Source organism: Paraburkholderia sp. J76, from assembly GCF_905220295.1.
In the GTDB taxonomy this organism is placed as follows: domain Bacteria; phylum Pseudomonadota; class Gammaproteobacteria; order Burkholderiales; family Burkholderiaceae; genus Paraburkholderia.
In genome coordinates, this window is record NZ_CAJMZJ010000005.1 from 169,039 (window position 1) to 192,039 (window position 23,001).

General features: G+C 62.2%; 21 protein-coding genes. 2 read left to right on the forward strand and 19 right to left on the reverse strand.

The features are described from left to right. Positions 1 to 20: 20 nt before the first annotated feature. From U5768_RS12045 to rfbB, 10 genes are all read right to left on the reverse strand, one after another. A complete protein-coding gene (locus tag U5768_RS12045; RefSeq protein ID WP_322030623.1) occupies positions 21 to 3,326 on the reverse strand; it encodes a class I SAM-dependent methyltransferase in 3,306 nt (1,101 codons plus the stop codon). Between the two features lie 161 nt (positions 3,327 to 3,487). Then, positions 3,488 to 4,921, reverse strand: coding sequence for a mannose-1-phosphate guanylyltransferase/mannose-6-phosphate isomerase (locus U5768_RS12050; RefSeq protein WP_322030624.1), 1,434 nt, complete (start codon positions 4,919 to 4,921; stop codon positions 3,488 to 3,490). Positions 4,922 to 5,012: 91 nt separating this feature from the next. Beyond that, on the reverse strand, positions 5,013 to 6,890 hold the full coding sequence (locus U5768_RS12055; protein WP_322030625.1) for a glycosyltransferase family 2 protein: 1,878 nt from the start codon (positions 6,888 to 6,890) through the stop codon (positions 5,013 to 5,015). Between the two features lie 17 nt (positions 6,891 to 6,907). Next, positions 6,908 to 7,657 (reverse strand): ABC transporter ATP-binding protein, encoded by a 750-nt coding sequence (locus tag U5768_RS12060; RefSeq protein WP_322030626.1) that lies wholly within the window; start codon positions 7,655 to 7,657, stop codon positions 6,908 to 6,910. Between the two features lie 9 nt (positions 7,658 to 7,666). Then, positions 7,667 to 8,449: an ABC transporter permease gene (locus tag U5768_RS12065; RefSeq protein WP_322030627.1), complete on the reverse strand. Its 783-nt coding sequence runs from the start codon at positions 8,447 to 8,449 to the stop codon at positions 7,667 to 7,669. 47 nt (positions 8,450 to 8,496) lie between these two features. Next, positions 8,497 to 9,396: a glycosyltransferase family 2 protein gene (locus U5768_RS12070; RefSeq protein WP_322030628.1), complete on the reverse strand. Its 900-nt coding sequence runs from the start codon at positions 9,394 to 9,396 to the stop codon at positions 8,497 to 8,499. Next, positions 9,396 to 10,277, reverse strand: a complete 882-nt coding sequence (rfbD, locus tag U5768_RS12075) for a dTDP-4-dehydrorhamnose reductase (protein ID WP_322030839.1) — start codon at positions 10,275 to 10,277, stop codon at positions 9,396 to 9,398. Before rfbD ends, U5768_RS12070 begins: the two co-directional genes overlap by 1 nt. Positions 10,278 to 10,284: 7 nt before the next feature. Continuing rightward, a complete protein-coding gene (rfbC, locus tag U5768_RS12080; RefSeq protein ID WP_322030629.1) occupies positions 10,285 to 10,836 on the reverse strand; it encodes a dTDP-4-dehydrorhamnose 3,5-epimerase in 552 nt (183 codons plus the stop codon). Further along, positions 10,821 to 11,714, reverse strand: a complete 894-nt coding sequence (gene rfbA, locus U5768_RS12085; RefSeq protein ID WP_322030630.1) for a glucose-1-phosphate thymidylyltransferase RfbA — start codon at positions 11,712 to 11,714, stop codon at positions 10,821 to 10,823. Before rfbA ends, rfbC begins: the two co-directional genes overlap by 16 nt. 11 nt (positions 11,715 to 11,725) lie before the next feature. Continuing rightward, on the reverse strand, positions 11,726 to 12,787 hold the full coding sequence (gene rfbB / locus U5768_RS12090) for a dTDP-glucose 4,6-dehydratase (RefSeq protein WP_322030631.1): 1,062 nt from the start codon (positions 12,785 to 12,787) through the stop codon (positions 11,726 to 11,728). A 386-nt stretch (positions 12,788 to 13,173) separates the two neighbouring features. On the opposite strand from rfbB, the gene U5768_RS12095 reads away from it, so the two are divergent. After that, entirely contained in the window at positions 13,174 to 14,025 is an 852-nt protein-coding gene (locus tag U5768_RS12095; protein WP_322030632.1) for a symmetrical bis(5'-nucleosyl)-tetraphosphatase, read from the forward strand. A gap of 21 nt (positions 14,026 to 14,046) precedes the next feature. On the opposite strand, the gene U5768_RS12100 is transcribed toward U5768_RS12095, so the two are convergent. From U5768_RS12100 to U5768_RS12140, 9 genes are all read right to left on the reverse strand, one after another. Next, the gene (locus U5768_RS12100) at positions 14,047 to 14,862 is read right to left on the reverse strand and encodes a 2OG-Fe(II) oxygenase (RefSeq protein WP_322030633.1); all 816 of its coding nucleotides are present in this window, start codon (positions 14,860 to 14,862) and stop codon (positions 14,047 to 14,049) included. Positions 14,863 to 14,911: 49 nt separating this feature from the next. After that, complete coding sequence (locus U5768_RS12105) at positions 14,912 to 15,691, reverse strand: lysophospholipid acyltransferase family protein (protein ID WP_322030634.1); 780 nt, start codon at positions 15,689 to 15,691, stop codon at positions 14,912 to 14,914. 72 nt (positions 15,692 to 15,763) lie between these two features. Continuing rightward, on the reverse strand, positions 15,764 to 17,047 hold the full coding sequence (locus U5768_RS12110) for a dihydroorotase (protein WP_322030635.1): 1,284 nt from the start codon (positions 17,045 to 17,047) through the stop codon (positions 15,764 to 15,766). 11 nt (positions 17,048 to 17,058) lie between these two features. Further along, a complete protein-coding gene (locus tag U5768_RS12115) occupies positions 17,059 to 18,078 on the reverse strand; it encodes an aspartate carbamoyltransferase catalytic subunit (RefSeq protein WP_322030636.1) in 1,020 nt (339 codons plus the stop codon). Positions 18,079 to 18,170: 92 nt separating this feature from the next. Beyond that, entirely contained in the window at positions 18,171 to 18,692 is a 522-nt protein-coding gene (gene pyrR / locus U5768_RS12120; RefSeq protein ID WP_322030637.1) for a bifunctional pyr operon transcriptional regulator/uracil phosphoribosyltransferase PyrR, read from the reverse strand. A gap of 33 nt (positions 18,693 to 18,725) precedes the next feature. After that, positions 18,726 to 19,160 carry a Holliday junction resolvase RuvX gene (ruvX, locus tag U5768_RS12125; protein ID WP_322030638.1) on the reverse strand — a complete coding sequence of 145 codons (435 nt, stop codon included), beginning with the start codon at positions 19,158 to 19,160 and terminating at the stop codon, positions 18,726 to 18,728. Further along, positions 19,157 to 19,735, reverse strand: a complete 579-nt coding sequence (locus tag U5768_RS12130; RefSeq protein ID WP_322030639.1) for a YqgE/AlgH family protein — start codon at positions 19,733 to 19,735, stop codon at positions 19,157 to 19,159. The genes ruvX and U5768_RS12130 overlap by 4 nt, the downstream gene beginning before the upstream one ends. Positions 19,736 to 19,969: 234 nt before the next feature. Then, a complete protein-coding gene (locus tag U5768_RS12135; protein ID WP_322030640.1) occupies positions 19,970 to 21,475 on the reverse strand; it encodes a hypothetical protein in 1,506 nt (501 codons plus the stop codon). 189 nt (positions 21,476 to 21,664) lie between these two features. Continuing rightward, positions 21,665 to 21,835 carry a rubredoxin gene (locus U5768_RS12140; RefSeq protein WP_008342674.1) on the reverse strand — a complete coding sequence of 57 codons (171 nt, stop codon included), beginning with the start codon at positions 21,833 to 21,835 and terminating at the stop codon, positions 21,665 to 21,667. 281 nt (positions 21,836 to 22,116) lie between these two features. On the opposite strand from U5768_RS12140, the gene U5768_RS12145 reads away from it, so the two are divergent. Further along, positions 22,117 to 22,956 (forward strand): hydroxymethylpyrimidine/phosphomethylpyrimidine kinase, encoded by an 840-nt coding sequence (locus U5768_RS12145; RefSeq protein ID WP_322030641.1) that lies wholly within the window; start codon positions 22,117 to 22,119, stop codon positions 22,954 to 22,956. Positions 22,957 to 23,001: the final 45 nt, after the last annotated feature.

Here is a 23,001-nt window from a genome sequence, read left to right on the forward strand (position 1 = left end):
TCAATCCTGAGAGTACTGGTTTATGGCTGGCTAGCGGTGCGGGGAATCTGCGCGAGCAGTTCATCCACTGTTCGGCCAAAGCGCTCGGGCGAACAATCCGACGCGACTCGCGCGAGCGCATTGCTTCGCAAAGACTCCCAAAGTACCTGATCCGTATAAAGGCGGCAGCAGGCGTCGGCGAATCCGGTTGCGTCGTCCTCGGCAAGAAGATGCACGCCCGACTCCCAGCCCAATTGCTCGGCGATCAGCCGGGTTGTGACCATCGGCACACCATGAGCAGCCGCCACATGTGCCTTTGAAGGAATGCCAGCCGCAATCCGCGTGGGTGCAATCACTACACGTGCGCGGTCGTACCAAGGGGCGAGATCGTCAACCTTGCCAACGAGTCGCACGGTGTCACTCTTCAAGGCCAGGATGCTCGAAGCACGATTGTGTCCCACAATGTGCAGTTTGGTTTCAGCGCCGAGCTTTTCCAGCACGAGCGGCCAGATCATCGCCACGAACCAGCGAAGCGATTCCGCATTGGGCGATTTATCCTCGTGAATGCCACCGACAAACAAGAAGTCAGCGCGTTGATCAAACTGCCGCGGCGTAGGCATCGGATCGACCGAATGGCCTAGAACGTAGACTGAACTCACGCCGTGCATTTCAAATTGATGCTTCTCCGCATCCGACACCGAAATAACCGCTTTTGCCGGTCTGGTCAGTGCAATCTCGTCGTGAACGAGCTTTTGTGCCTCGGCCGCAGAGACAACGTCTCCTTTTAGCTTTCGCTCGAGCAGAGTGCGCGACGCGAATAGTGACTCGGCGTCGTAGACGATCGTGGCGTCACCTGTCCATTTAGCATGCCCGCCGTTGGTCGCGTTGAGGAGCGCCTCCATATTATGTGGGCGGCAAACGACGATCGCATCGTAGTAGCCAACTCGATCGCGCATGAACAGCGCCAGATCCTTTGCCGAATGACCACGCATCACCTCGATTGACGCGGGAATCGATTGACGGATCGCCGGCCAGGTCTCGTCGTGCTCGAACATTGGGAAAAGCGTAATCTGTGCGCCCGCCCGTTCCAATGCGCACAGCAACTCGCGAGATCGTGGATATCCCGAGCCGAGGTACTCATGCGGCACGCGATCTTCAATATAGAGCAAACGGCGTTTGTCGCTGCGCGCCTGACGTGCCCAGAGTATCTTTTCGAGGGCAACGGCGTTCTGCTTCGCAAGCCAGGCGCTGTGACGTTCGCGAAATATCGCGTGATTTCGTTGCTGCAACTGCAGCGCCTGCTGAGAACTCGAAGAACTGCCAAACTCATAGTGCAAAATTACGACCTCGGGATCGTAAACCACACGGCGCCCCGACTCCCAAAGCCGCAGACAGTAATCGGTCTCTTCGTAGTAGGCCGGCGCGTATCGTTCATCGAATGCTTTTAGTTCTTCAAAAACGGCACGCGGCGTCATGAGAAAAGCACCGGAGCAATAGTCGACATCGCGCCGAAACATGAATTCAGGCGCGTCAGGCTTGGCATCACGGCCATAGCCCGTGCACGCACCGTTGTCCCATACAACTGAGCCGGCCTCCTGCAGCTTTCCGCTCGGGAGGATGATACGGCCACCGACGGCGCCGATATCGCTACTCGATTCGCAAAGCGAAAACGCCGCTTCGAGCGAGCCAGGCAGCAGCAACGCGTCGTTGTTGAGGAAAAGCAGGTATTTACCGCGAGCCTCTTTCGCAGCGCGGTTTGCGCCCTTAAGGAAATGCAGGTTCTCGCGACTACGAATGATCGTGGCCCCCTCGATTCGATCGAGTAGCCTGGACGTCGCGTCGGTTGACCCGTTATCCAGAATGATTACCTCTGCCCGGATGGAGCTCTCGTGCAGCACCTCCGCGATCGAGGCGAGACAGGCGTAGCTCAGCTCTGCGCTGTTATAAAAAACCAGCAGAATACTCACATCGGGAGACGGATCGCGCTTGAAACGAAGCGCTCCACTGGCGGTGAGAAACGATTCCAGACGTACCTTGAAACCCTCACGCATCGCCGACTTGGCATCCGCGCCTACGAGCGGTTCGGGCGCGGCAGCAGTGCTGACCGACGGTGCGCCGCCGATCTTTTCAGCGGATGAACGAGCGAGCGCCGTCGCGCCTCTCGCCCCACCTCGCATGCGCGAGATCATCGCGCGCATAGGTGCTGTCACGCGCCACGAGGTCGAGTTCTGAAACGACCGGATGATCTGATCGCGCTCTCGCAGTTCACTTTCGAGCATGCCGTGAATTTGAACTTCATGAGCGCTGCGCTGCGAAACAAGCTCGGCCTCCAGATCCCTTACCCGCTGTTCCGATTGCCTTACCCGCTGCTCCGACACCTCGAGCCTGGCGGCTTGTGCCAATTGCTTGTCCTTCGCACGAGCAAGGTCCGACGACAAGGTATCCACGCGTTGATGGAGTTCACGTTGGACCGCTTGAACGGACTGCGAATCGTGTACGCGTTGGTCCAGTTCGGACCGGGCAGTCTCCGTCTCCCGCACCAGGCGCGCAATCTCCCCGCCGAGGTTGCCGGCATGCCTCTCGAGATCAATTGACTTGACATGGCGACTGAACGCTTCGCCCCGCGCGGCAAATAGCGCGCGAATCGTTGCAGCTGCTTCGGGAACGCTACCCAATTCCACCAGCTTTTCGATAAGTTGCGATTGATCTTTACCCACGCAAAGCACGCCCAAGCCTTCCGAATTATCGAATTCAAACGACGGATATTGAGCAGAAAGCTCCTGCCAAAGCTTCCACACCCCAAAGCCACGCTCGCGCACGTTGATATCGTGGAAGATGACAACAGCTCGCTCGGAAAGCGCACCGATCCACGTATCGAAGTCGTGCTTGACTGCCTCGTAAGTGTGTAGCCCGTCGATATGAAGCAGGTCGATCTCCCCGTGAGGTTGACTGGGAAAATACGCGCGCGCCTCGTCAAATGTCATGCGGAGAAGTTTCGAAAATTCCGCGTAGTGAAGCTCGTTGAACTTCGAAAGATCGCTAAATACATCATCTCCATATGCGCCGGCGTGCTCGTCTCCGTGCCATGTATCGACTGCAAAGCAGCGTGTGGAAAAACCCAGCTGCGCCACGGCCTGACAAATTGCCGAGTAGGAGTTACCGCTATGCGTACCAAGTTCGACCACGACACGCGGACGTATTGCCTTCACGAGCCAGAATGCAGTCGCAATATGGCCGGTCCAGGCGCCGGGCGAAACGAGCCTGCGAGGATCCCAGAACAACTCACTTTCGATTCCTAGCGCCGCAATGATCTCAGGAAGCGAATATTGATCAGCTAAGGTTTTCACGTGGTTCCTTTATTACCGAACCGCGGTTCCTGCGCAGCGACTGAAAATCGCTCTCGGACCCACGGATGCAAGCTTGCGTTTCTAACAATTGGACGAACGGCAAACGAAGCGTGTTGGCCAACGTGCGTCCACGGCGCTTCTCGACTCCAGTCGAGGCACAGCTACGACAATGTGCTGCCTCGGCCATAGTTGTCCTCGAAGCGAACGATATCGTCCTCGCTCAAATAGGCTCCCGACTGCACCTCGATCAACTCGAGCGGAATCATCCCGGGGTTCTGCAAGCGATGCTTCGCACCGAGCGGAATATAGGTCGACTGGTTTTCCGTGAGCAGCAACTCCTCGCCGTCGTTATAGACACGCGCCGTTCCGCGCACAACAATCCAGTGCTCAGCACGATGATGATGCATCTGCAGGCTCAGCGACGATCCGGGATTCACGATAATGCGCTTGACCTGGAAACGCTCCCCCTGATCGATGCTCTCGTACGTTCCCCATGGGCGAATGACTCGCCGGTGCGTCACGGATTCATGCCGCCCTGATGCATCGAGCTTTTCGACGATTTTCTTGACGCGTTCGCTTTCATTGCGATGCGCTACGAGAACTGCGTCGGCCGTTTCGACAATGACGAGATCACGCACGCCAATCGCCGCGACGATCCGATGCTCGGAGCGAATATAGCTTTGCTCGACGTTCTCCGTCATCACATCGCCCGTAAGCGTGTTACCACTCTCGTCCTTCTCCGAAATGTCGGCAAGCGACGCCCAGGAACCGATATCGCTCCATTCAAGTCCCGACGCCGCGATCACAGCAGCGCGATCGGTCTTTTCCATTACGGCGTAATCGATCGAAATATCGGGGCTCGCCTCGAAAGCCTGCTGGTCGAGCCGCACGAAATCTTCGTCGCGCCTCGCGGCAGCTAACGACAATTCAATCTGTTTGCGCACGGCGGGTTCAAAGCGCGCCAGCTCCTCCAGATATGACGATGCCTTCAACATGAACATGCCGCTGTTCCAAAAGTAGCCGCCTTCAGACAGAAAACGCTTCGCGGTGGCAAGATCAGGTTTTTCGGCAAATGCATCGACGACATAGGCGCGTTCATGCGATGCCAACGCGGCGCCGGCGCGAATATAACCGTAACCCGTATGCGGCATGGTTGGCTCGATGCCAAAAGTGACGAGACTTCCATTTTTTGCAATCTGCGCCGCCTCGACTGCATATTTCACGAACATGGAATTGTGGGCGATCACATGATCGGACGGCAAAACCAGCAGTAGCGCATCTGGGTCTTTTTCGGCCGCCAGCAACGCAGCAGCAGCCACGGCCGGTGCCGTATTTCGCCGGGCAGGTTCGAGTACGATCGCCTCGGGCTTGACCCCGATGCTGTGCAGTTGGTCCGCGACGAGAAAGCGCTGGTCCTGATTCGTGATCACAATCGGCGGACGTGCGCCGGGAACGTCGGCAAGCCGAAGTACCGTTTGCTGCACAAGCGTATGTTCGCCCGCAAGCTTGAGATACTGCTTCGGATAGCCACCGCGCGACATTGGCCAAAGGCGAGTGCCACTCCCCCCGCACAGAACTACAGGATAAACGTTCACATCGGCTCCGTGATTCACTATGTACCTTCAATGACGCTTCAGCGGCTCGGGCAATCCAACACCAACTTCGCAGAAGCATTCCGGGGGAAATCTATGCGATTGCGCGTACGCGCGGCGGCCACGCAAGGCTGAAGTCGTCGCGCTCGATAGTCAGGTTGGGGCTGTAGAAAGGATCGTGCATCAGTGCTTCGCCCCAGCGCTGTTTCATCCACGCCGTCTCGCGCTCGAAGCGCTCGCGCTTCACGGGGTCATCTTCGTGCCCGCGCGTAGCCGATTCGTGATGATAGAGTTCGGCGAATGGCGTCCATACGTTGCGATACCCCGCCTCTCGCACGCGTAAGCAGAAATCGACATCATTGTAGGCGACCGTAAGATTGACCTCGTCCAGCCCGCCGACTTCTTCGTACACCGCCTTGCGCGTCACGAGACAAGCGGCCGTCACGGCAGAAAAACTGCTCACGAGCGCGGCCCTGCCGAAATACCCGCGCGTCCCCCGCGGAACGTGTTTGTGCGCGTTGCCCGCGACGCCTGCAATACCCAGCACCAGGCCGGCATGCTGAATCGTATCGTCGGGAAAGAGGAGCTTCGCACCGACTGCACCCACGCGTGGCTGCAGTGCGAGGCCGACCATCTCCGAGAGCCAGTCCGGCGAGATCACTTCGATGTCGTTGTTCAACAGACAAAGGAACTCGCCATTCGCCGCTTGCACGGCACGGTTGTTCAGCGCCGAATAGTTGAACGGGCGCGCGTCGCGCAACACCCGGATTTGCGGTCTCTCAGCAATCGATATCAGGAAACGTAACGTCTCGGCATCGTCCGACCCGTTATCGACGACGAGGATCTCATAATTGGGGTAGCGCGTTTTTTCCAGCACGCTATCAATGCATTGTCGAAGCAAGTGCAGCGCATTGCGCGTCGGGACGATAATGCTGACGAGCGGCGGCTGCGCAGGCAACGCGTAGCGAACCCGATAGCCGTAGTCGATGTACTCCGCAGCGCCGAGGACCGCTTGTCTTCGCAGATGTTCGTTGATGGCGTTCTCGCCGACGACCGCCGCATAAGGCTTTGCCTCTACTCCGCTTGCGGTGCTCGCCGCGTGCAGACGCCAGTGGTACAGCACACGGGGAATGTGAAGAATCTGCGCGGAGTCGACGCGCTCGACACAACGTAACGCGAGATCGTAATCTTGCGACCCCTCGAACCCCACCCGAAACCCGCCGACCTCGTCGACCAATGCCTTCCGATAAACACCCAGATGGCTGAACATATTGTGCGAGAGAAACAGGTCGGGATTCCAGTCGCATTTGAAGTACGGCTCGAAACGATTGCCATTCGCGTCGATCTTGTCTTCATCGGAATAGATGAGCTGCACGGACGGGTTCCGAACAATCACATCTGCCACGCAGAATAACGCATGCTCCGGCAGCAGATCGTCGTGATCGAGCAGCGCTACCCACGCGCCGGTCGCGAGACTCAGCGCACTATTAGAAGCGGCCGAAATGTGCCCGTTTTTCTCGCGGAAGACAACCTTGATCCGCGGCTCATCGGCCGCATACCGTTCGAGCAACTCACGAATGACTGGGTTGGGCGAGCAGTCATCGGCAATGCACAGTTCCCAATGGGGATAAAGCTGGCGCCGAACCGACTCGATTGCCTCCGCAAGCCACTCAGGCTTCGGGTTGTACACCGGCATCACCACCGAAATCAATGGCGCGGACGCAAAAGCCCCAATACGTGCGCGAATCGATTCGTGTCCAATTTCGTCAATGCGATCGTGGCAATCGATCCAGCGCGCATACTCGCCGGTATCGATGACACCCGGCGCACCAGCACGCAGCCATGTGAGCTTTCGCCTCACTCCGGTCAACCCTTCGCGACGATACACGCCATACGCCTTGCGCACGGCGTTGGCAACGCCTCGCCCTCCCGTTAGCCGGCCTATGACGGCGCGCATCTTCAAAGCCTTCATCGAACGATTCGACCTGCTCAAGCCATCGCGATCTCGTACTGCTCCACCACTTCTTCCACGGGACCGAAGGCACGCACACGCCCGCGCTCCATCCACAAAACCTTGTTGCAGACTTTGCGGATCTGATTATTGGAGTGCATGGCCAGCACGACGATCTCGGCGCGGCTGTGGAGGTCTGCGAGTCGGGCTTCCGCCTTGTGCATGAACGACACGTCGCCCACACCCATCACTTCGTCAAGGAGAAGAATTTCCGCGTCCACGGCCGTCGAAACCGCAAAAGCGAGTCGAACACGCATCCCGCTGGAATAGGTGCGAATCGGCAGGTCGAGGTAGTCGCCCAGTTCGCAGAACTCAGCAATCTCGTTTTGCTTCTCGCGGATCTCGGCGTCGGTCATACCGAGCAACAGGCCACGCAGCCTGATGTTCTGCATGCCCGTAGAGTTTTCGTCCATTCCAAGGCTGATGTCGAGCAGGGGAACGGCCTTGCCTTCGCAGGACACCGTTCCGCCGGTTGGCGGATAAATTCCGGCCATGACTCGCAACAACGTGGACTTGCCCGCGCCATTGTGACCGATGAGGCCAATGCGGTCGCCGCGCTCGAAACGCAGCGTCACGTCGTCGAGCGCGCGCACGACGATGATGCCGTGGTTGTCCTCTGCTATCCGGTTGCGGCGACCCATGCGCAACACCTGCTTCTTCAGCGAGCGCCCCTGGACGTCGTAGATCGGCAGGTCGAGGGTCACGTTTTTCAGTTCTATATAAGCCATGACGTGTCCTCAGATCCAGTACGGAATACGCTTTGCATAGCGGCCGGTGAGCCATAGCGCGAGGGTCCACCCCACCACGGCCATGCCCCCCGTCACGCCCCACGTCAAGGCGCTTGGCGCGTGCCCGATCAAGGGACCGCGCACGAGATCGAGCAAGTACGCGAGCGGATTCCATTCGACGATGAACTGAAAGCGGTTCAGCGCGTTGGGTCGGAAAATGATCGGCGTGACGTAGAACGCCACCTGGAGCAGCGCGCCGATGATCTGCGGCAGATCGCGAAAACGTGCGGACAGCAGGCCTGCCAGCATCGCGATCCACAAGATGTTGAGGAGATACAGAAGCAAGCCTGGAATGAACAGAGGCAGCGTTGCCCAGTCTTTCACACCGAAAATCACCAGCAACGCGATAATGATCACCGCGTTGTGCGACATCACAATCAGGTTGCGCCACAAGACCTGCAACATGTAGATGAGCTTCGGCGTGGCCATCTGCCGAATGTAGGAACCGCTGTTGATGTAGGCGACGCTGCCGTCCAGAACGGTTTGCGAGAAGAGGCCCCACATCACGAGGCTGGCTGCGAGGAACGGCAGATACTCGTGCATGTTCTGGCCGAACAGCGTTCCGTACACAACGCCAAGCGAAGCGATCATCACGCCCATGCTAATGGTCAGCCAGAATGGACCGACGCGCGAGCGAGCGTAGCGTTGTCGAATCTCAAGCCAGCCCAGCAGCGTCCACAACCGCCAGGAGACGATGCTTTGTTTGAGGTCAGCGAGTGCAAGAGTCAGCATGCAAGCCTTCAAAAATCCAGATGACAAAATAAAAAACGGCAGCTACTTCACAGCGCGCCGCTGCGGCCGATCAATCCATGCCAGATGCCGAGCACCGAAAGGCGTAAATGCCTCAGGCGCGGCCGCATGAACAACAGGTAGATCACAAGACGAAACGGCATCTTGACCAGTTCGCTCGACTTCCAGCTCCACGGCACGTACCTGCGGCCGATCAGGGCCACAGCGTTGCGAAAGAGATAATAGTGCCGCACCGGACTGTGCCCGGGGTAGCGACGGCCAAACACGCGCACGGGTTCATCGCCAAGTGAATGCGCGAGCCTCAGTGCAGGCGCGCCCATCACGGCATAGCCTTTTGCCTTTGCACGAATGCACCACTCCAGATCGACGAAATCGATAAAGAGCGCGTCGTCCATCGGACCGATCGACGACCATGCACCCAGATTGAGACAAGAGCCGGAGGTGATCAGAAAATCGACGTCTACCGGCGTCGAACCCACCGGCTTGACACGTTGCAACCGCAGCCTGCCGAAACGCACGAAGGGTGCAATACCTCCTAACCGGGCGTCTTCGTATGCCGGGCCGAGGAGAGCAACTTTCGTTCCGCGCGCGAGTACTTCTTCCATGGTGCGAGGCAGTGCGCGCAATAGCTCTGCGGATGGCTCACTGTCCTGATCGAAGAGAATCGCCATCGTGCAGCCGCGCGCAATCAACGCGTCAACGCCCTGGTTGATTGCTGTGGCGATCCCGAGGTTCGCCCCGTTCGCGATGTGGTGGATGCGCGGGTCGAGCCCGAGCGATGCGGCGTCCCGTGCCTGCTCGCTATTGTCCACGACCACGCACGGCCCGACGCTCGCCAGCCGGTTTGCACGCGCCACACAGCCTTCATCCGGCTGGTAGAACACCACGACCATGCCGGCCTCATCGCCGCGCGCACGACCCGCGCTCATCAGTCTTCCAGACAAAGGAACAGCGCTTCTTCCCAGTCTGGGAGCTGAAGACCGAACACATCCGCGAGCTTGCGCCCGGATAGCCGGGAATTCGCAGGACGCTTTGCCGGCACCGGATAGTCCGAGGCCGGAATCGGCGTCACCTTCGGCGCCTTGTCACCCATCCCGCGAGTAAGAATCGCTTGCGCAAAACCATGCCACGACGTCGCCCCACCCGCAGTGAAGTTGTATACACCACCCCGCTCGCGCCACCACGCCTCACCACCGGCTAGTCCTTGCGCGGCAATATGCGCGGTACCTGTCGCGATGGTCTTCGACCACGTCGGCGCACCAATCTGATCCGCGACAACACGCAACTCGGGCCGCTCCGCGCCAAGCTTCAGCATCGTCAACAGGAAGTTCTTGCCGCGGCGGCCGTACACCCAGCTCGTGCGCAGGATCAGATGCGCGCAGCCGCTCGCCGCGATGGCCTGCTCACCTTCGAGCTTCGTCGCACCATACACGTTCTGCGGGTTTGTGGCGTCGTCTTCCGTATACGGCGTGTCCTTCGTACCGTCGAACACATAGTCGGTCGAATAGTGGATCAACGTTGCACCACACCGCGCGGCCTCTTCGGCCAGCACGCGCGGGGCTTCGGCATTGAGCCGCCGCGCCATCGCTTCGTCCGACTCAGCTTTGTCCACTGCGGTATATGCCGCGGGATTCACGATGAGCGCGGGCTTTGCCGCACGCACGACTTCACGCACGCGATCGAGATCAGCGAGATCGAGCGCCGCACGGTCGAGACCAATCACCCGCCCGAGCCCCTGCAAACTGCGCAGCAGTTCAAAACCCACCTGGCCGCTCACGCCCGTGACAAGAATCGTCGGCTGCTTCTCCATCACACCCTCACGCAAAAACGTCGGCTTCATCCAGCCGCTTGCCCGCCGCATCCTTCGCCGCCAGCATCGGCTCGAAGTCGACCGGCCATTCGATGCCGATTTCGGGATCGTTCCAAAGAATGCTGCGCTCGTGCTCGGGGAACCAGTAATCAGTCGTCTTGTAAAGAAACTGAGCCGACTCCGACAACACGACAAAGCCGTGCGCGAAGCCTGGCGGCACCCACAACTGACGATGATTCTCAGCCGAGAGATGCACACCCACCCACTTGCCGAAATTCGGCGAGCTGCGGCGGATATCGACGGCAACGTCGAACACTTCGCCTTCCACCACGCGCACGAGCTTGCCCTGCGCATGCTGGATCTGGTAATGCAAGCCGCGCAAAACACCCTTCGCCGAACGCGAATGGTTGTCCTGTACGAACACGACGCCCGGCTCGACCAGTTCTTCGAACTCGCGCCCGTTGAAGCTCTCATAGAAGTAGCCACGCGCATCGCCGAACACTTTCGGCTCGATGATCTTGACTTCGGGGAGCGCCGTAGCAGTTACCGTGATGGCCATGCGACCTGATCCATGAGAATGTTCAACAAATACTTGCCGTAGCCGTTCTTGGAGAGCGGCTTGGCCAGCGCCTGGAGTTGCTCCGCGCCGATCCAGGACTGGCGGTACGCAATTTCTTCGGGACACGCGACCACGAGCCCTTGACGCTTCTGCAGCGTCGCGATGAAAGTTGCCGCCTCGATCAGCGAATCGTGCGTGCCGGTGTCGAGCCACGCGTAGCCGCGGCCCATGATCTCGACATCAAGCGCGCCCTCGCTCAGGTAGCGCGAATTGACGTCGGTAATCTCCAGCTCGCCACGCGGGGACGGCTTGATGTCCGCCGCGATGTCGCACACGCGGTTGTCGTAGAAGTACAGGCCGGTGACTGCGTAGTTCGAACGCGGCTGCGCGGGCTTTTCCTCGATCGACAGCGCTCGAAAGCCCTTGTCGAACTCGACCACGCCATAGCGCTCAGGATCCTGCACGTGGTACGCGAACACCGTCGCGCCCGACTCCTGCGCATTCGCGCGTTCGAGCTGCTTCGCGAGATCGTGGCCGTAGAAAATGTTGTCGCCAAGGATGAGCGCCGACGGATCGTTGCCCACGAACTCCTTGCCGATGATGAACGCCTGCGCGAGCCCATCCGGCGACGGTTGCACCGCGTACTGGATGTTCATGCCCCACTGGCTGCCGTCGCCGAGCATCGACTCGAAACGCGGTGTGTCCTGCGGGGTCGAAATGATGAGCACGTCGCGAATGCCCGCGATCATCAGCGTCGACAACGGGTAGTAAATCATCGGCTTGTCGTACACCGGCAGCAGTTGCTTCGACACCGCATGAGTGATCGGATAGAGCCGCGTGCCGGAACCGCCAGCGAGAATAATGCCTTTGCGCGCCATGTCTGCTGCCCTTACGCGCGCTGCGCGTAGTTCGTTTCGACCCACTTGCGATAGTCGCCCGAAGCGACTTCGTCAGCCCACGCCTGATTGTCGAGATACCAGCGCACCGTCTTAGCAAGACCGGTTTCGAAGGTTTCGGCAGGCTTCCAGCCGAGTTCGCGCTCGAGCTTGCGGGCGTCGATCGCGTAGCGGCGGTCATGGCCGGGCCGATCGGTTACGTAGGTGATCTGGTCGCGATAGGAGCCCGCGGCCTTCGGACGCATTTCGTCGAGCAGGTCGCAAAGCGTATGCACGACTTCGAGATTCTTCTTCTCGTTCCAGCCGCCGACGTTATACGTTTCGCCGCTCTGCCCGCGCGCGAGCACTTCGCGGATCGCGCTGCAGTGGTCCCCTACATACAGCCAGTCGCGCACGTTCTGGCCGTCGCCGTACACGGGCAGCGGCTTGCCGGCGAGCGCATTGGCAATCATCAGCGGAATGAGCTTCTCGGGGAACTGGTACGGGCCGTAGTTGTTCGAGCAATTCGTGGTGAGCGTGGGCAGACCATACGTATGGTGGTACGCACGCACCAGATGGTCCGAACCGGCCTTGGTCGCCGAGTACGGGCTATTGGGCGCGTACGGCGTGGTTTCCGAGAACTGCGGGTCGGTTGCCGAGAGCGAACCAAACACTTCGTCGGTGGAGACGTGCAGGAAGCGGAATGCAGCCTTTTCGGCCTCCGGCAAACCGTTCCAGTACTGGCGCGTGGCTTCGAGCAGCGTGAAGGTGCCGACCACATTGGTCTGAACAAAATCGGCCGGACCATGAATCGAACGGTCGACGTGGCTTTCCGCCGCGAAATGCAGCACTGCACGCGGCTTGTGCTCCGCGAAGAGCGCGTCGAGCGCCGCACGGTCGCAGATGTCCACGCGCGCGAACACGTGCTTTGGATTGCCTTGCAGCGACTGCAATGTTCCAAGATTGCCGGCGTAGGTCAGTTTGTCTACGTTCAGCACCGCTTCGTCAGACTGGCGCAGCCAGTCAAGCACAAAGTTGGCGCCGATAAAGCCGGCGCCGCCCGTTACGAGAATCATGGAACTCCTTTGTAGCGCGAGTTTGATAAGCAAATCTGCCCTGCAGACCCCGACAGCAGAATGCTCGAAAGAATGCTGTAAAAATGGTTCCTTGACGAGCGAACACTCGCTCTGAACCACTTGGCATACTTCTGGCTCTGATTTTATGACCCACAATTATAAGGCCACGCTGAGCGAATGCCATACCGCTAACATCTTGAAACAGCTTGACAAATTTCGATTTGACACTCTCGAAACCGGTGCACCAGGCGAACGACCGTGCCTGGCAGCGGGCAATCCGGCGAATGACATCGAATCGTGCCTTTTCTTCCCACATCACGCTGCAAACTTTCGTGTGATACCGTCACTGTCTCGGCTTGTGCCGTATTGCAACTGATTCCAATTTAATGACCAAGCAAGCGCCCTCCATAGCGCCCCTCGCCTTCGGCGATCTTCAGGGCTGCCTCACACCGTTTCGCGAGCTGCTCGCCAAGGCGGCGCCCTCTGCCCAAACGCCGCTGTGGTTTGCGGGCGATCTGATCAACCGCGGCCCCGAGTCGCTCCAGACACTGCGCGAAGTGATCGCGCTGGGCGAGCGCGGCGTCGCGGTGCTCGGCAATCACGATCTGCATCTGCTTTCCGTCTCGGCGGGCATCCGCAAGTCGAAAAAGGGCGACACCATCGACGACATCCTGAACGCGCCGGACGCAAAGGACCTCCTGCACTGGGTCCGCCATCGACCGATCGCGCACTACGAGAACGGCATGCTGCTGGTGCATGCGGGCGTGCTGCCGCAATGGGACGTCGATCTCACGATGGAACTCGCACGCGAACTGGAGAAAGCCTTGCGGCGCGACAACTGGAAGGAGACGCTCGCGGGCCTCTACGGCAACGAGCCGAACCGCTGGTCGAAGGACCTGAAGGGTATCGACCGGCTGCGCCTGACCTGCAGCGCGCTCACGCGCATGCGCTTTTGCAGTCGGGACGGCGTGATGGACTTCACCACGAGCGGCGGACTCGATTCGGCGCCGCCCGGTTATATGCCGTGGTTCGACGTACCCGGACGCAAAACAGCCGACATCACGGTCGTCTTCGGCCATTGGGCGGCGCTTGGCCTCACCTTGCGCAAGAACGTGGTCGGGCTCGATTCGGGTTGCGTTTGGGGAGAGCGGCTCTCGGCAATTCACCTCGATGCCGATCCGTCCCAGCGCATCCTCACCCAGGTGCCGTGCGAAAGCTGCCGCGCAACGAGCGGCTGAACTTCACGCCACGGCGTCCTTTCAACGCTTCTTGTTGTACACGTGCGTGGTGCTCTTCACACCTTTGGGAAATACGCGGCGCACGAGTCCGCGCGCCGCGGCGTCGGCCTGCAACACGACGTCGCGCACAGGCTCGTCGGGGCGCCCGCGAAACGAGGTCGGGTGAAAGTATTCGGCGTCGCCAACGGGGTGATCCGAAAAGTAGTAATTCGACACGCAGCAGCGCTGTTCCGTGCTCGCGTTTTTCGACACCGAGTGCCACGAGTGCTGGTTGGTCACCATCACGGCGAGGCGGTTGAAGCGACTCACGATCGTCGTGGGCTCGGCTTTCGTGCCGTGCGGCCAGACTTCGAGGTTGCCGCCCTTCTCCAGCGACCAGTCCGGCGAAACGTAATAGAGCAGATTCAGCACGCGATACCGTTCGCGGTCCTTGTCGTGCGAATTGTCGAGATGCGGATTGAGGAAGTGGCCGGGCCCCATCATCGAGATTCCGCCGGCGTAAAGATGCTCGTCGGGATAGAGCGAGCGCAGTCCCGTGATCTCCTTGACGAGTTCCACCACACGCGGCATCTGGAACGCGAAGATGACTTCTTCGAGCAGCGGCGCGTGCGCATCCATTTGGGCCGAGACGTATTTCAGCTCTCGCAGGCTCTTGCGCAGCATCATCTTCGACGTGTCGGGAAAGGCCGTGCGAATGGCGCGCGCAACGTCTTCCGGGAGTACGTCGTCGATATGGAAGTGGTTGACGGGCGCCGTCTGCGTCCAGTGGTCGCGCAATCGCGCGCGTTCTGCTTCCAGGCGCTCCGCGATGCGCGCGCCGAGTTCGGTGCGATTCATGATGACTATCCTGCCCTCGATGTTTTGCTTTCGATGACGCGTCGAGGCGTCACGATACCTGAACGGCCCCGGGTCCTTGCACATGCGCCGCCGGCCCACCGCGCATCGCCTCCAGCGCCTGCCCCACCGCTTCTTGCGCACGCGCCGCCAGCTTGCGCCGATCTTCGCCCGCCTCGATCGCCTCGCCCACATAAACATGCGCGGTCAGGGGCCCAGCCTTGAGCATCGCGTCGAGTGAATCCTTAAGCGAAAGGTCGTCGATATACGCCGGCGCCGCCGACTGCCGCCCCTGTGCATCCTCATACATGATGCAAAGCGGCTGCACCGGCCGCCCAGCGGACACCGCCGCCTGGAACATATTCGAGTGAAACGGCTTGAGCGCAAGGCCATCCGACGTCGTGCCTTCGGGAAACACGCACATCAGCTCGCCGCGCGTGAGCCGCCCGGCCAGCTCGTGCATGATGCGCTTCGCGTCGCTGCGCTTCTCGCGCTCGATGAACACCGTATCGAGGTTCTGCGCAAACCAGCCGATCAGCGGCCAGTGGCGGATCTCGGCCTTCGAGACGAACGGCGTCGGACGCCACGCGTTGATCACGTAGATGTCGATCCACGAAACGTGGTTGCTCACGACGAGCGCACCCGCGTCGAGCCGCGCCGCGTCGTTGTGCACGACGAGCTTCATGCCGCACAGTTCAAGCATCTTGAGGGACCAGGCCCGGTTCATGGCGTGACGCCGGTCGGCGCTTGCGCGCGGAAACCGCATCGCGACGGTCACGGCGCCGCGCAGCAGATGCGCGAGCAGGCGGGTCTTGCGAAGGAAGAGGCTCATGGTCTACGAATGGCTGAATCGCGTGATCCTAGCAGACACGGATGACATAAATCCGTCATGACGCGCCCAGGCTCATTCGAACCCACGCTCAAAGCCCACACGCCCCGCCACGAGCGTCGCGCGCACCACGGCTGGCAGTTCGTACCCAAGGAACGGCGTGTTGTGCCCCTGGCTTCTGAGCGCGCGCGGCTCGACGCGCCAATGCGCATGAGGATCAAACACGCAGAGGTCCGCACCCGCGCCCACGGCAAGCCGCCCCGCATCGCGTTGCATCACCGCTGCCGGAGCCGACGTCACATGGGAGAGCGCCTTCGCGAGCGGCACGCGCGCTTCCTGCGCCCATTTGACGGTGAGCGAGAGGAGCAGCTCGAGTCCCGTTGCGCCCGGCGTCGCTTCGGCGAAGGGCAAGAGCTTTTCGTCGTCGTCCACGGGCGTGTGCTGCGAGCAGATCGCGTCGATCGTGCCATCGGCGAGACCGGCCCGAAGCGCCTCGCGATCGCGCTGCTGGCGCAACGGCGGATCGAGCCGGAACTGCGCGTCGAAATAGCCGATGTCCATGTCGATTAGATGCAGATGGTTGGCCGTCACGTCGCACGTCACCGGCAGGCCCTCTGCCTTCGCGGCGCGCACTAGCGCCACGCCCGCCGCCGACGAAAGATGCTGCACGTGCACGCGCGCGCCCGTCACGCGCATCAGTTCGAAGAGCGTATGCAGCGCGATCGTCTCCGCGCTCACCGGCACGCCGGCAAGGCCCAGGCGCGATGCCAGCGCGCCGCTCGCGGCCACGCCGCCCTTAGATAGATACGCGTCCTGCGGCCGCAGCCACACGGCGTAGCCATACGTGCTCGCGTACTGCAACGCGCGTAGCAGAACCTGCGTATCGGCGATCGGCGTGTCGGCCTGCGTGAAGCCGATGCAGCCCGCCTCGGTCAGCGACACCATCTCGGTGATCACCTGCCCTTTCAGACCCACGGTCAGCGCGCCAAGCGGATGCACATGCGCACGCGCGAGCTTGCCCGCACGATGCCTGAGCATTTCGACCAGGCCCGCTTCGTCAAGCACGGGATCGGTATCGGGCGGGCACACGAGGCTCGTCACGCCGCCCGCGAGCGCCGCGTTCATCTCTGAATCGAGCGTCGCTTTGTGCTCGTAGCCGGGCTCGCGCAGCCGCGCGCTCAGGTCGACCAAACCTGGCGCGACGATCAGTCCGCGCGCATCGAGCGTTCTGTCCGCCTGGAAGCCCGCAGGCGCCGCGCCGAGCGCCGTGATCCTGCCCGCTTCGATGTACACGTCCTGCTGCTGTTGCGTGCCGGCCGCCGGATCGATCAGCGTGCCGCCTTGAATATGGATCTTCATGCTATCCCGCGTTAGTCGTTATTCCCGGCGACGATGCCCATCACCGCCATGCGCACCGCAATTCCGAAGCTCACCTGGTCGAGGATCACCGACTGCGGGCCGTCTGCGACCTGCGAGTCGATCTCCACGCCCCGGTTCATCGGCCCCGGATGCATGACGATCGCGTCGGGCGCGGCGAGCGCGAGACGCTCGGGCGTCAAACCCCAGCTCTTGAAATACTCCTGCGCGGAGGGCAGCAGCGCGCCGCTCATGCGCTCGTTCTGCAGGCGCAGCATGATGATGACGTCGACGTCCTTCAGCCCTTCGTCGAGGTTATGAAACACGCGCACGCCCATTTGTTCGAGGCCGCCCGGCAGCAGTGTGCGCGGGCCGATGGCGCGCACCTCGGGCACCCCGAGCGTGGTGAGCGCATGAATATCCGAGCGCGCCACGCGCGAATGCAGGATGTCGCCGACGATCGCCACGCGCAGGTTCGTGAAGTCGCGCTTGTAGTGGCGGATCGTGTACATGTCGAGCAGGCCTTGCGTCGGGTGCGCGTGGCGGCCGTCGCCGGCGTTGATCACGTGCACGTGCGGCGCGCAGTGCTCGGCGATCAGGTACGGCGCGCCGCTCGACGCATGGCGCACGACGAACATGTCGGCGTGCATCGCCGAAAGGTTGCCGATGGTGTCGAGCAGCGACTCGCCCTTGCTCGTCGACGAGGCGTTGATGTTCAGGTTGAGCACGTCCGCCGACAGACGCTTGGCCGCGATCTCGAACGTGGTGCGCGTGCGCGTGGAGTTCTCGAAGAACAGGTTGAACACCGACTTGCCGCGCAGCAGCGGCACTTTCTTCACGTCGCGATCGGTCACGCTCACGAACTGCGTGGCGGTATCGAGAACATGCGTGAGGATCGCACGCGAGAGGCCCTCGATCGACAGCAGGTGCTTGAGTTCGCCGTTCTTCGTGAGCTGCGGATTGCCCTTGAGAAAGCCGTAGCGAAAACGCGTCTCGTCCGCGGTGGACGCGGCGGGCGTGGACTGTGTGTTCATCGCATGAATCCTGGAGGTTGATGGGCGGCGCCTTGTCACCGGGCGCGCCTGTGCGTGCGGTGCCTGCCGCCGGATGCGTTCGATGCGCCGCGTCAGGCGCCGCTGCCCGGCTCGACGCGAAACGCGAAGCGGCCGTCGGCGCCGTGGGCAAGCACGAGCGTTTCGCGCGCCTCCACACCCACTACGCCGCCGGTAAAACGCGCCGAAACAGGCAGCTCGCGCCCACCGCGTTCGGCCAGCACCGCGAGTTCAACGGAAGCCGGCCGACCGTAGTCGTACAGTTCGTTGAGCGCGGCGCGCACGGTACGGCCCGTGAAAAGCACGTCGTCGACGAGCAGAATGTGGCGGCCTTCCACCGCGAAAGGGAGCGTCGTCGTGCTCGCCTTGCTGTGCAAACCCCTCTTCGCGTAATCGTCGCGATGCAGCGCCACGTTGAGCACGCCCCATTCGAGCGCGCCAACGTCCTGCGCAAGCCGCTCGGCAATCCACGCGCCGCCGCTATGAATACCGACGATCGCCACGCCGCCGGGCGCGCCGAATGCGTCCGCCGGGTACGCCGCGCGAATCTCGTCGAGAAGGGCGCAGTAAAGCGCTTCAGCGTCGGGAGTAATCATTGGACAACTCGCATCGGACAACTCTCGGGCTGGTCAGAGCGGGAGTTCGTCGAGGTACTGCTGGAGAATCACGGAAGCCGCTTCGGCATCGACATGCTCGACGCGTTCGCCACGCTCGCGCAGCCGTGCTTCGGCGTCGACGGACGAATAGCGCTCGTCCACCCACACCACCCGCAGACCGAAACGCCCATTGAGCTGATTGCCGAAGCGCCTGGCATGCTGCGTCATGAAGTGCGGCGCGCCGTCCGGATGACACGGCAAGCCGACCACGAGCAGATCGGGCTGCCATTCGCGCAGCAACTCGCCTATCGCTTCGAAACGGTAGTCGCGACTCTTGTTTGGAATGACGGTAAGCGCCCGGGCGCTGCGCGTGAGCGCATTGCCGAGCGCGACGCCGATGCGCTTTTCGCCATAATCGAACGCAAGCAAGGTGGCCTCGCCGGCCCCTCGCCCAGCGGCCACGCTCATGCGTGACCCGCCTCGCCCGAGAGCATCGTCGACGAAATGCCAAGCAGCGCGAGCGCCGCCTCGAAGCGCTCTTCGGCGGGCACGTCGAATACGATCTTCGGATCGGCCTCGACCGTGAGCCAGCCGTTCTTCGAGATTTCGTCCTCGAGCTGGCCCGCGCCCCAGCCGGCATGGCCGAGCGTGAGGAGGAAGCGCTCGGGGCCGCTGCCGTTGGCGACGGCTTCGAGCACGTCCTTCGACGTGGTCATTTCAAGGCCGCCCGGCACCGCCATCGAAGACGTATAGCTCGTGCCCTCAGCGGGCGCGTGCAGCACGAACCCGCGCTCGGTCTGCACCGGGCCGCCGAAATAGACAGGCACGTGCAGGAGCGGCTCGATTTCGAGCTTGAGGTCGATGCGGGAAAAGAGCGCCTCGAGATCGATGTCGGTGGGCCGATTGATGACGAGACCGAGCGCGCCGCGCTCCGAATGATCGCAAAGGTAGACCACCGTTCCCGAAAACGTGGGGTCCGCCATGCTGGGCATGGCGATCAGGAACTGGTTGGTTAGATTGATGCGATCGGTACTCTTGGACATGGTGTGAATTCTAGCAAAGACGATTCGCAATGGCGCCACGCTGCCAGGCCGGAGGTCGGGCGCCCAATGGCTGCCTCGCACCATGCCAGCGGCTGCGCGTTGCGCACTGCAGGGAATGACTCACTCTAACACGCGCGCGCTGTGCCCTTGCAAGGCGATCGGCATATGCCGCAAGGCCGATGCCTACCTACGGCGACCCACTGCCCGCGCGGCGAAGCCGCAGTTCCGGCCCGGTCAATGCGCAATATTTTGCACTGCGCGTTGCGCCGCGCCGTTGACGATCGCCACACCGAGCGCACGCACCGCCGGCGCGGCGTCGGGCTGCGCGATGCCTGCGGCCACCTTGTGCAGCATGGCGCGCAGCGCCTCGCTCGCGTGCTCGATCGCCTCGGCGCCGGGCGGCCGCACCGACGGCGCGCCATGCGCGTCGAGCGCCGCGAGCGTTGCCGCGTGCGCGGTGCGGCGCCAGGCGAGGCCCAGCGCGTCGGCGAGCTGGCCCACGTGCCCCAGGCCGAGCGCCCAGGCCGCGGCGCCGATCCGGTATGCCGCTTCGGCCGCGACCAGCGCGTCGGCGGGCTCGGGGTTCGCGCCCTCGCCGCGCAACGTCAGCGTGCGCGAGTGCGTGCCGAGCGCGATCATCGCCGCATCGGCGGTCTGCAGAAAATCTTCATACGCATTGCCGTTCACAACCAATGCGCCCAGTTCGCGCGTGGCCGCCACGCGCGCCGCTAGCGCGCCGGCCTGCGCGCTGCCGGCTTCCCACAGCGCCTCCGAGGCCTGCGTGCCGGCGATGTGCCAGACAACGGTCAAGCCATAGTCGTGCAGCAGATCGACGTCGGCGGTATCTTCGGCGGCGGCGCCGAAAAGCGCGTAGTCGCGCCATAGCAACGCCAGCGTAGAGCGCACGAGCGTTTGGGGCGCGAACCGCAGGCCGCGCGCATGCTCGCCGATCAGCAGATTGCAGCGCGCATAGAGACGTCGCACGCCCTCGTCGCCCCACGACGCCGCGCCGCGCCGCAGCGCGCGCCCGCACGCGGCGGCAAGCCGCCAGAAGTCATAGGGATCGCTGCTCGACAGCTCGGCCATGCAGGCGTCCATCTCGTCGAATGCCGCGAGCGCGAGCGCGTCGGCCGCGCGGCTGCCGTTGCCGACCTGCGATTTCAGCGCGTGCAGGAGCGCCTGCTCGAAGCGCGCGCGCACCTGACCGAAGCGCTGCGCCGGCTGCGGATGCAGCGATGCGGGCGGGAGCGGCCGGCCTTGCAGCGCCACATCTTCATAGGCGAGCGCGATGCCGGGCATGTGCTCCGCGAGCGCGACCACGAGAGCGTGCTGCCGTGCGAAAAGCGCGGGCGAGCACGCCAGTTCGCGCAGATTACGGCGATCCAGCGCGGCGACGAGATCTTCGAGCGCCTCGCTGAACAGGCCGCGCATTTCGGCGCCCTGCGCTTCTTCGGGCGCATGGAGCGGCCGCGTGGGCAAGCCCGGCGCAGGCGCTACCGGCACCGGAGCAGCAAGCGCGAGCGGCGAAGCGAGGAGGAGCGTGTCGGCAAAACGCGCGGCGGACACCCAGCCGGCATCGTGCAGCGTGCGGGCGGCCTGGCGCAGCGGCCGCGCGACGTCGCGCTGTTCTTCGAGCGCGGTCAGGGCTTGGGCGAGCGCGCCGTGCGCGAACGGCACCGTGCCGCCGCGCGGATTCGGCAACGCTTCGAACCGCACATCAGAGCTTGAAGGATGACTCATAGGGCAGCGCCGAAAACATTAGCGGGCCGACCAGCGGGCAAGTTCGACAAAGACAGCGACCAGGACGTCGACAACAAGCATCGACAAATGCGACGACGACAAGTGACAAATGCGACGACGACAAGTGCGACGGCGAGCGCAAATACGGTGCCTGCCGTTGCGACACCGCCGGCTATCCGGGCAATACGCTCAGATCTGGACCATCTCGAAGTCTTCCTTGCGTGCGCCGCACTCCGGGCAGGTCCAGTTGATCGGGACATCCTCCCAGCGCGTGCCGGGGGCAATGCCTTCGTCTGGCAAACCGGCTTCTTCGTCATAAATCCAGCCGCAGATCAGGCACATCCAGCTTCTATATTCCATTCTTATGCCGCGTCGAAAAGTCCGAAACCAGTCGGAAAAAAATCGGGGAAACGAGAGCCATGATGGTACCTTGTTGCCGTTTCCATGCCTAGCAAGAGGAAAACTGGCCTGCACGGGATCAAACGAAATGCATTGCCGCGAACGGCTCACGCCGCCACCAAAAATCCTCATGAGCGCGGGGTCATCCGTCCCCCGGATTCATCGATAAGCCGCATAATTAAAGCATTCGCTTATGACGGCCGGTATGCCGCGCCCGAAGTCCAATCCATCTCGCCACGTTCATGCCCAGCGACACCCCTCCCATCGTCCTCACCTTCGGCCTTTCCGACCCAACAGGCGGCGGCGGACTTCAAGCCGATCTGCTCACGCTCGCCAGCATGGGTTGCCACGGCGTCACCGCGCTGACCGGCTATACGGTGCGCGACTCCGCGGGCTGCGACGAAGTGACCGGGCTCGACCCGGAAACCGTCGCCACCCAGGCGCGCATGCTGCTCGAAGACATGCCCATCGCGGCGTTCAAGGTGGGCGCGGGCGCGCGCGCCGAAGTCGTGAGCGCGATCGCCGAAGTGGTCGCCGACTACGACGACGTGCCGCTCATTCTCGCCCCCGACTTCACGCTCGACGACGAACACGTGCTCGCCGCCGACGAACTGCGCGAAGCGATGGCCGATCTGCTCGTGCCGCAGACCACGCTGCTGGTTGCCGATTCCGCCACGCTGATCGCGCTCGCGCAGCCGGACGGCGACGCGGAGGCGCCCAGCGTCGACGCCGCCATCGCGCACCTGCTCGCCACAGGCTGCGAGTACATTCTGGCGATGGAAACGGGAACGCATCGCGTGGTCAACACGCTGTATTGCGAAGACGGCCAGTTGCGCCAGGATCTGTGGGACCGCTCCGCGCAGCCAGTGATGGGCCTGACCGACACGCTCGGCGCCGCCATCGCCGCGCTGCTCGCGAACGGCCAGGAGCCGCCCGAAGCCGTGCGCGAGGCGCAGGAATATCTGTATCAGGCCGTGCAGAACGCTTTCAGGCCTGGCATGGGCGCGTGGCTGCCCGACCGGTTCTTTTGGGCGCGCAGCAACGACGCGGACGAAGCCTCGCCGGGGGAAGCCACGCAATAACGCTCGCGGCGCGGAGGTCCGCGCCAATGCGCAAACCGCACAGAC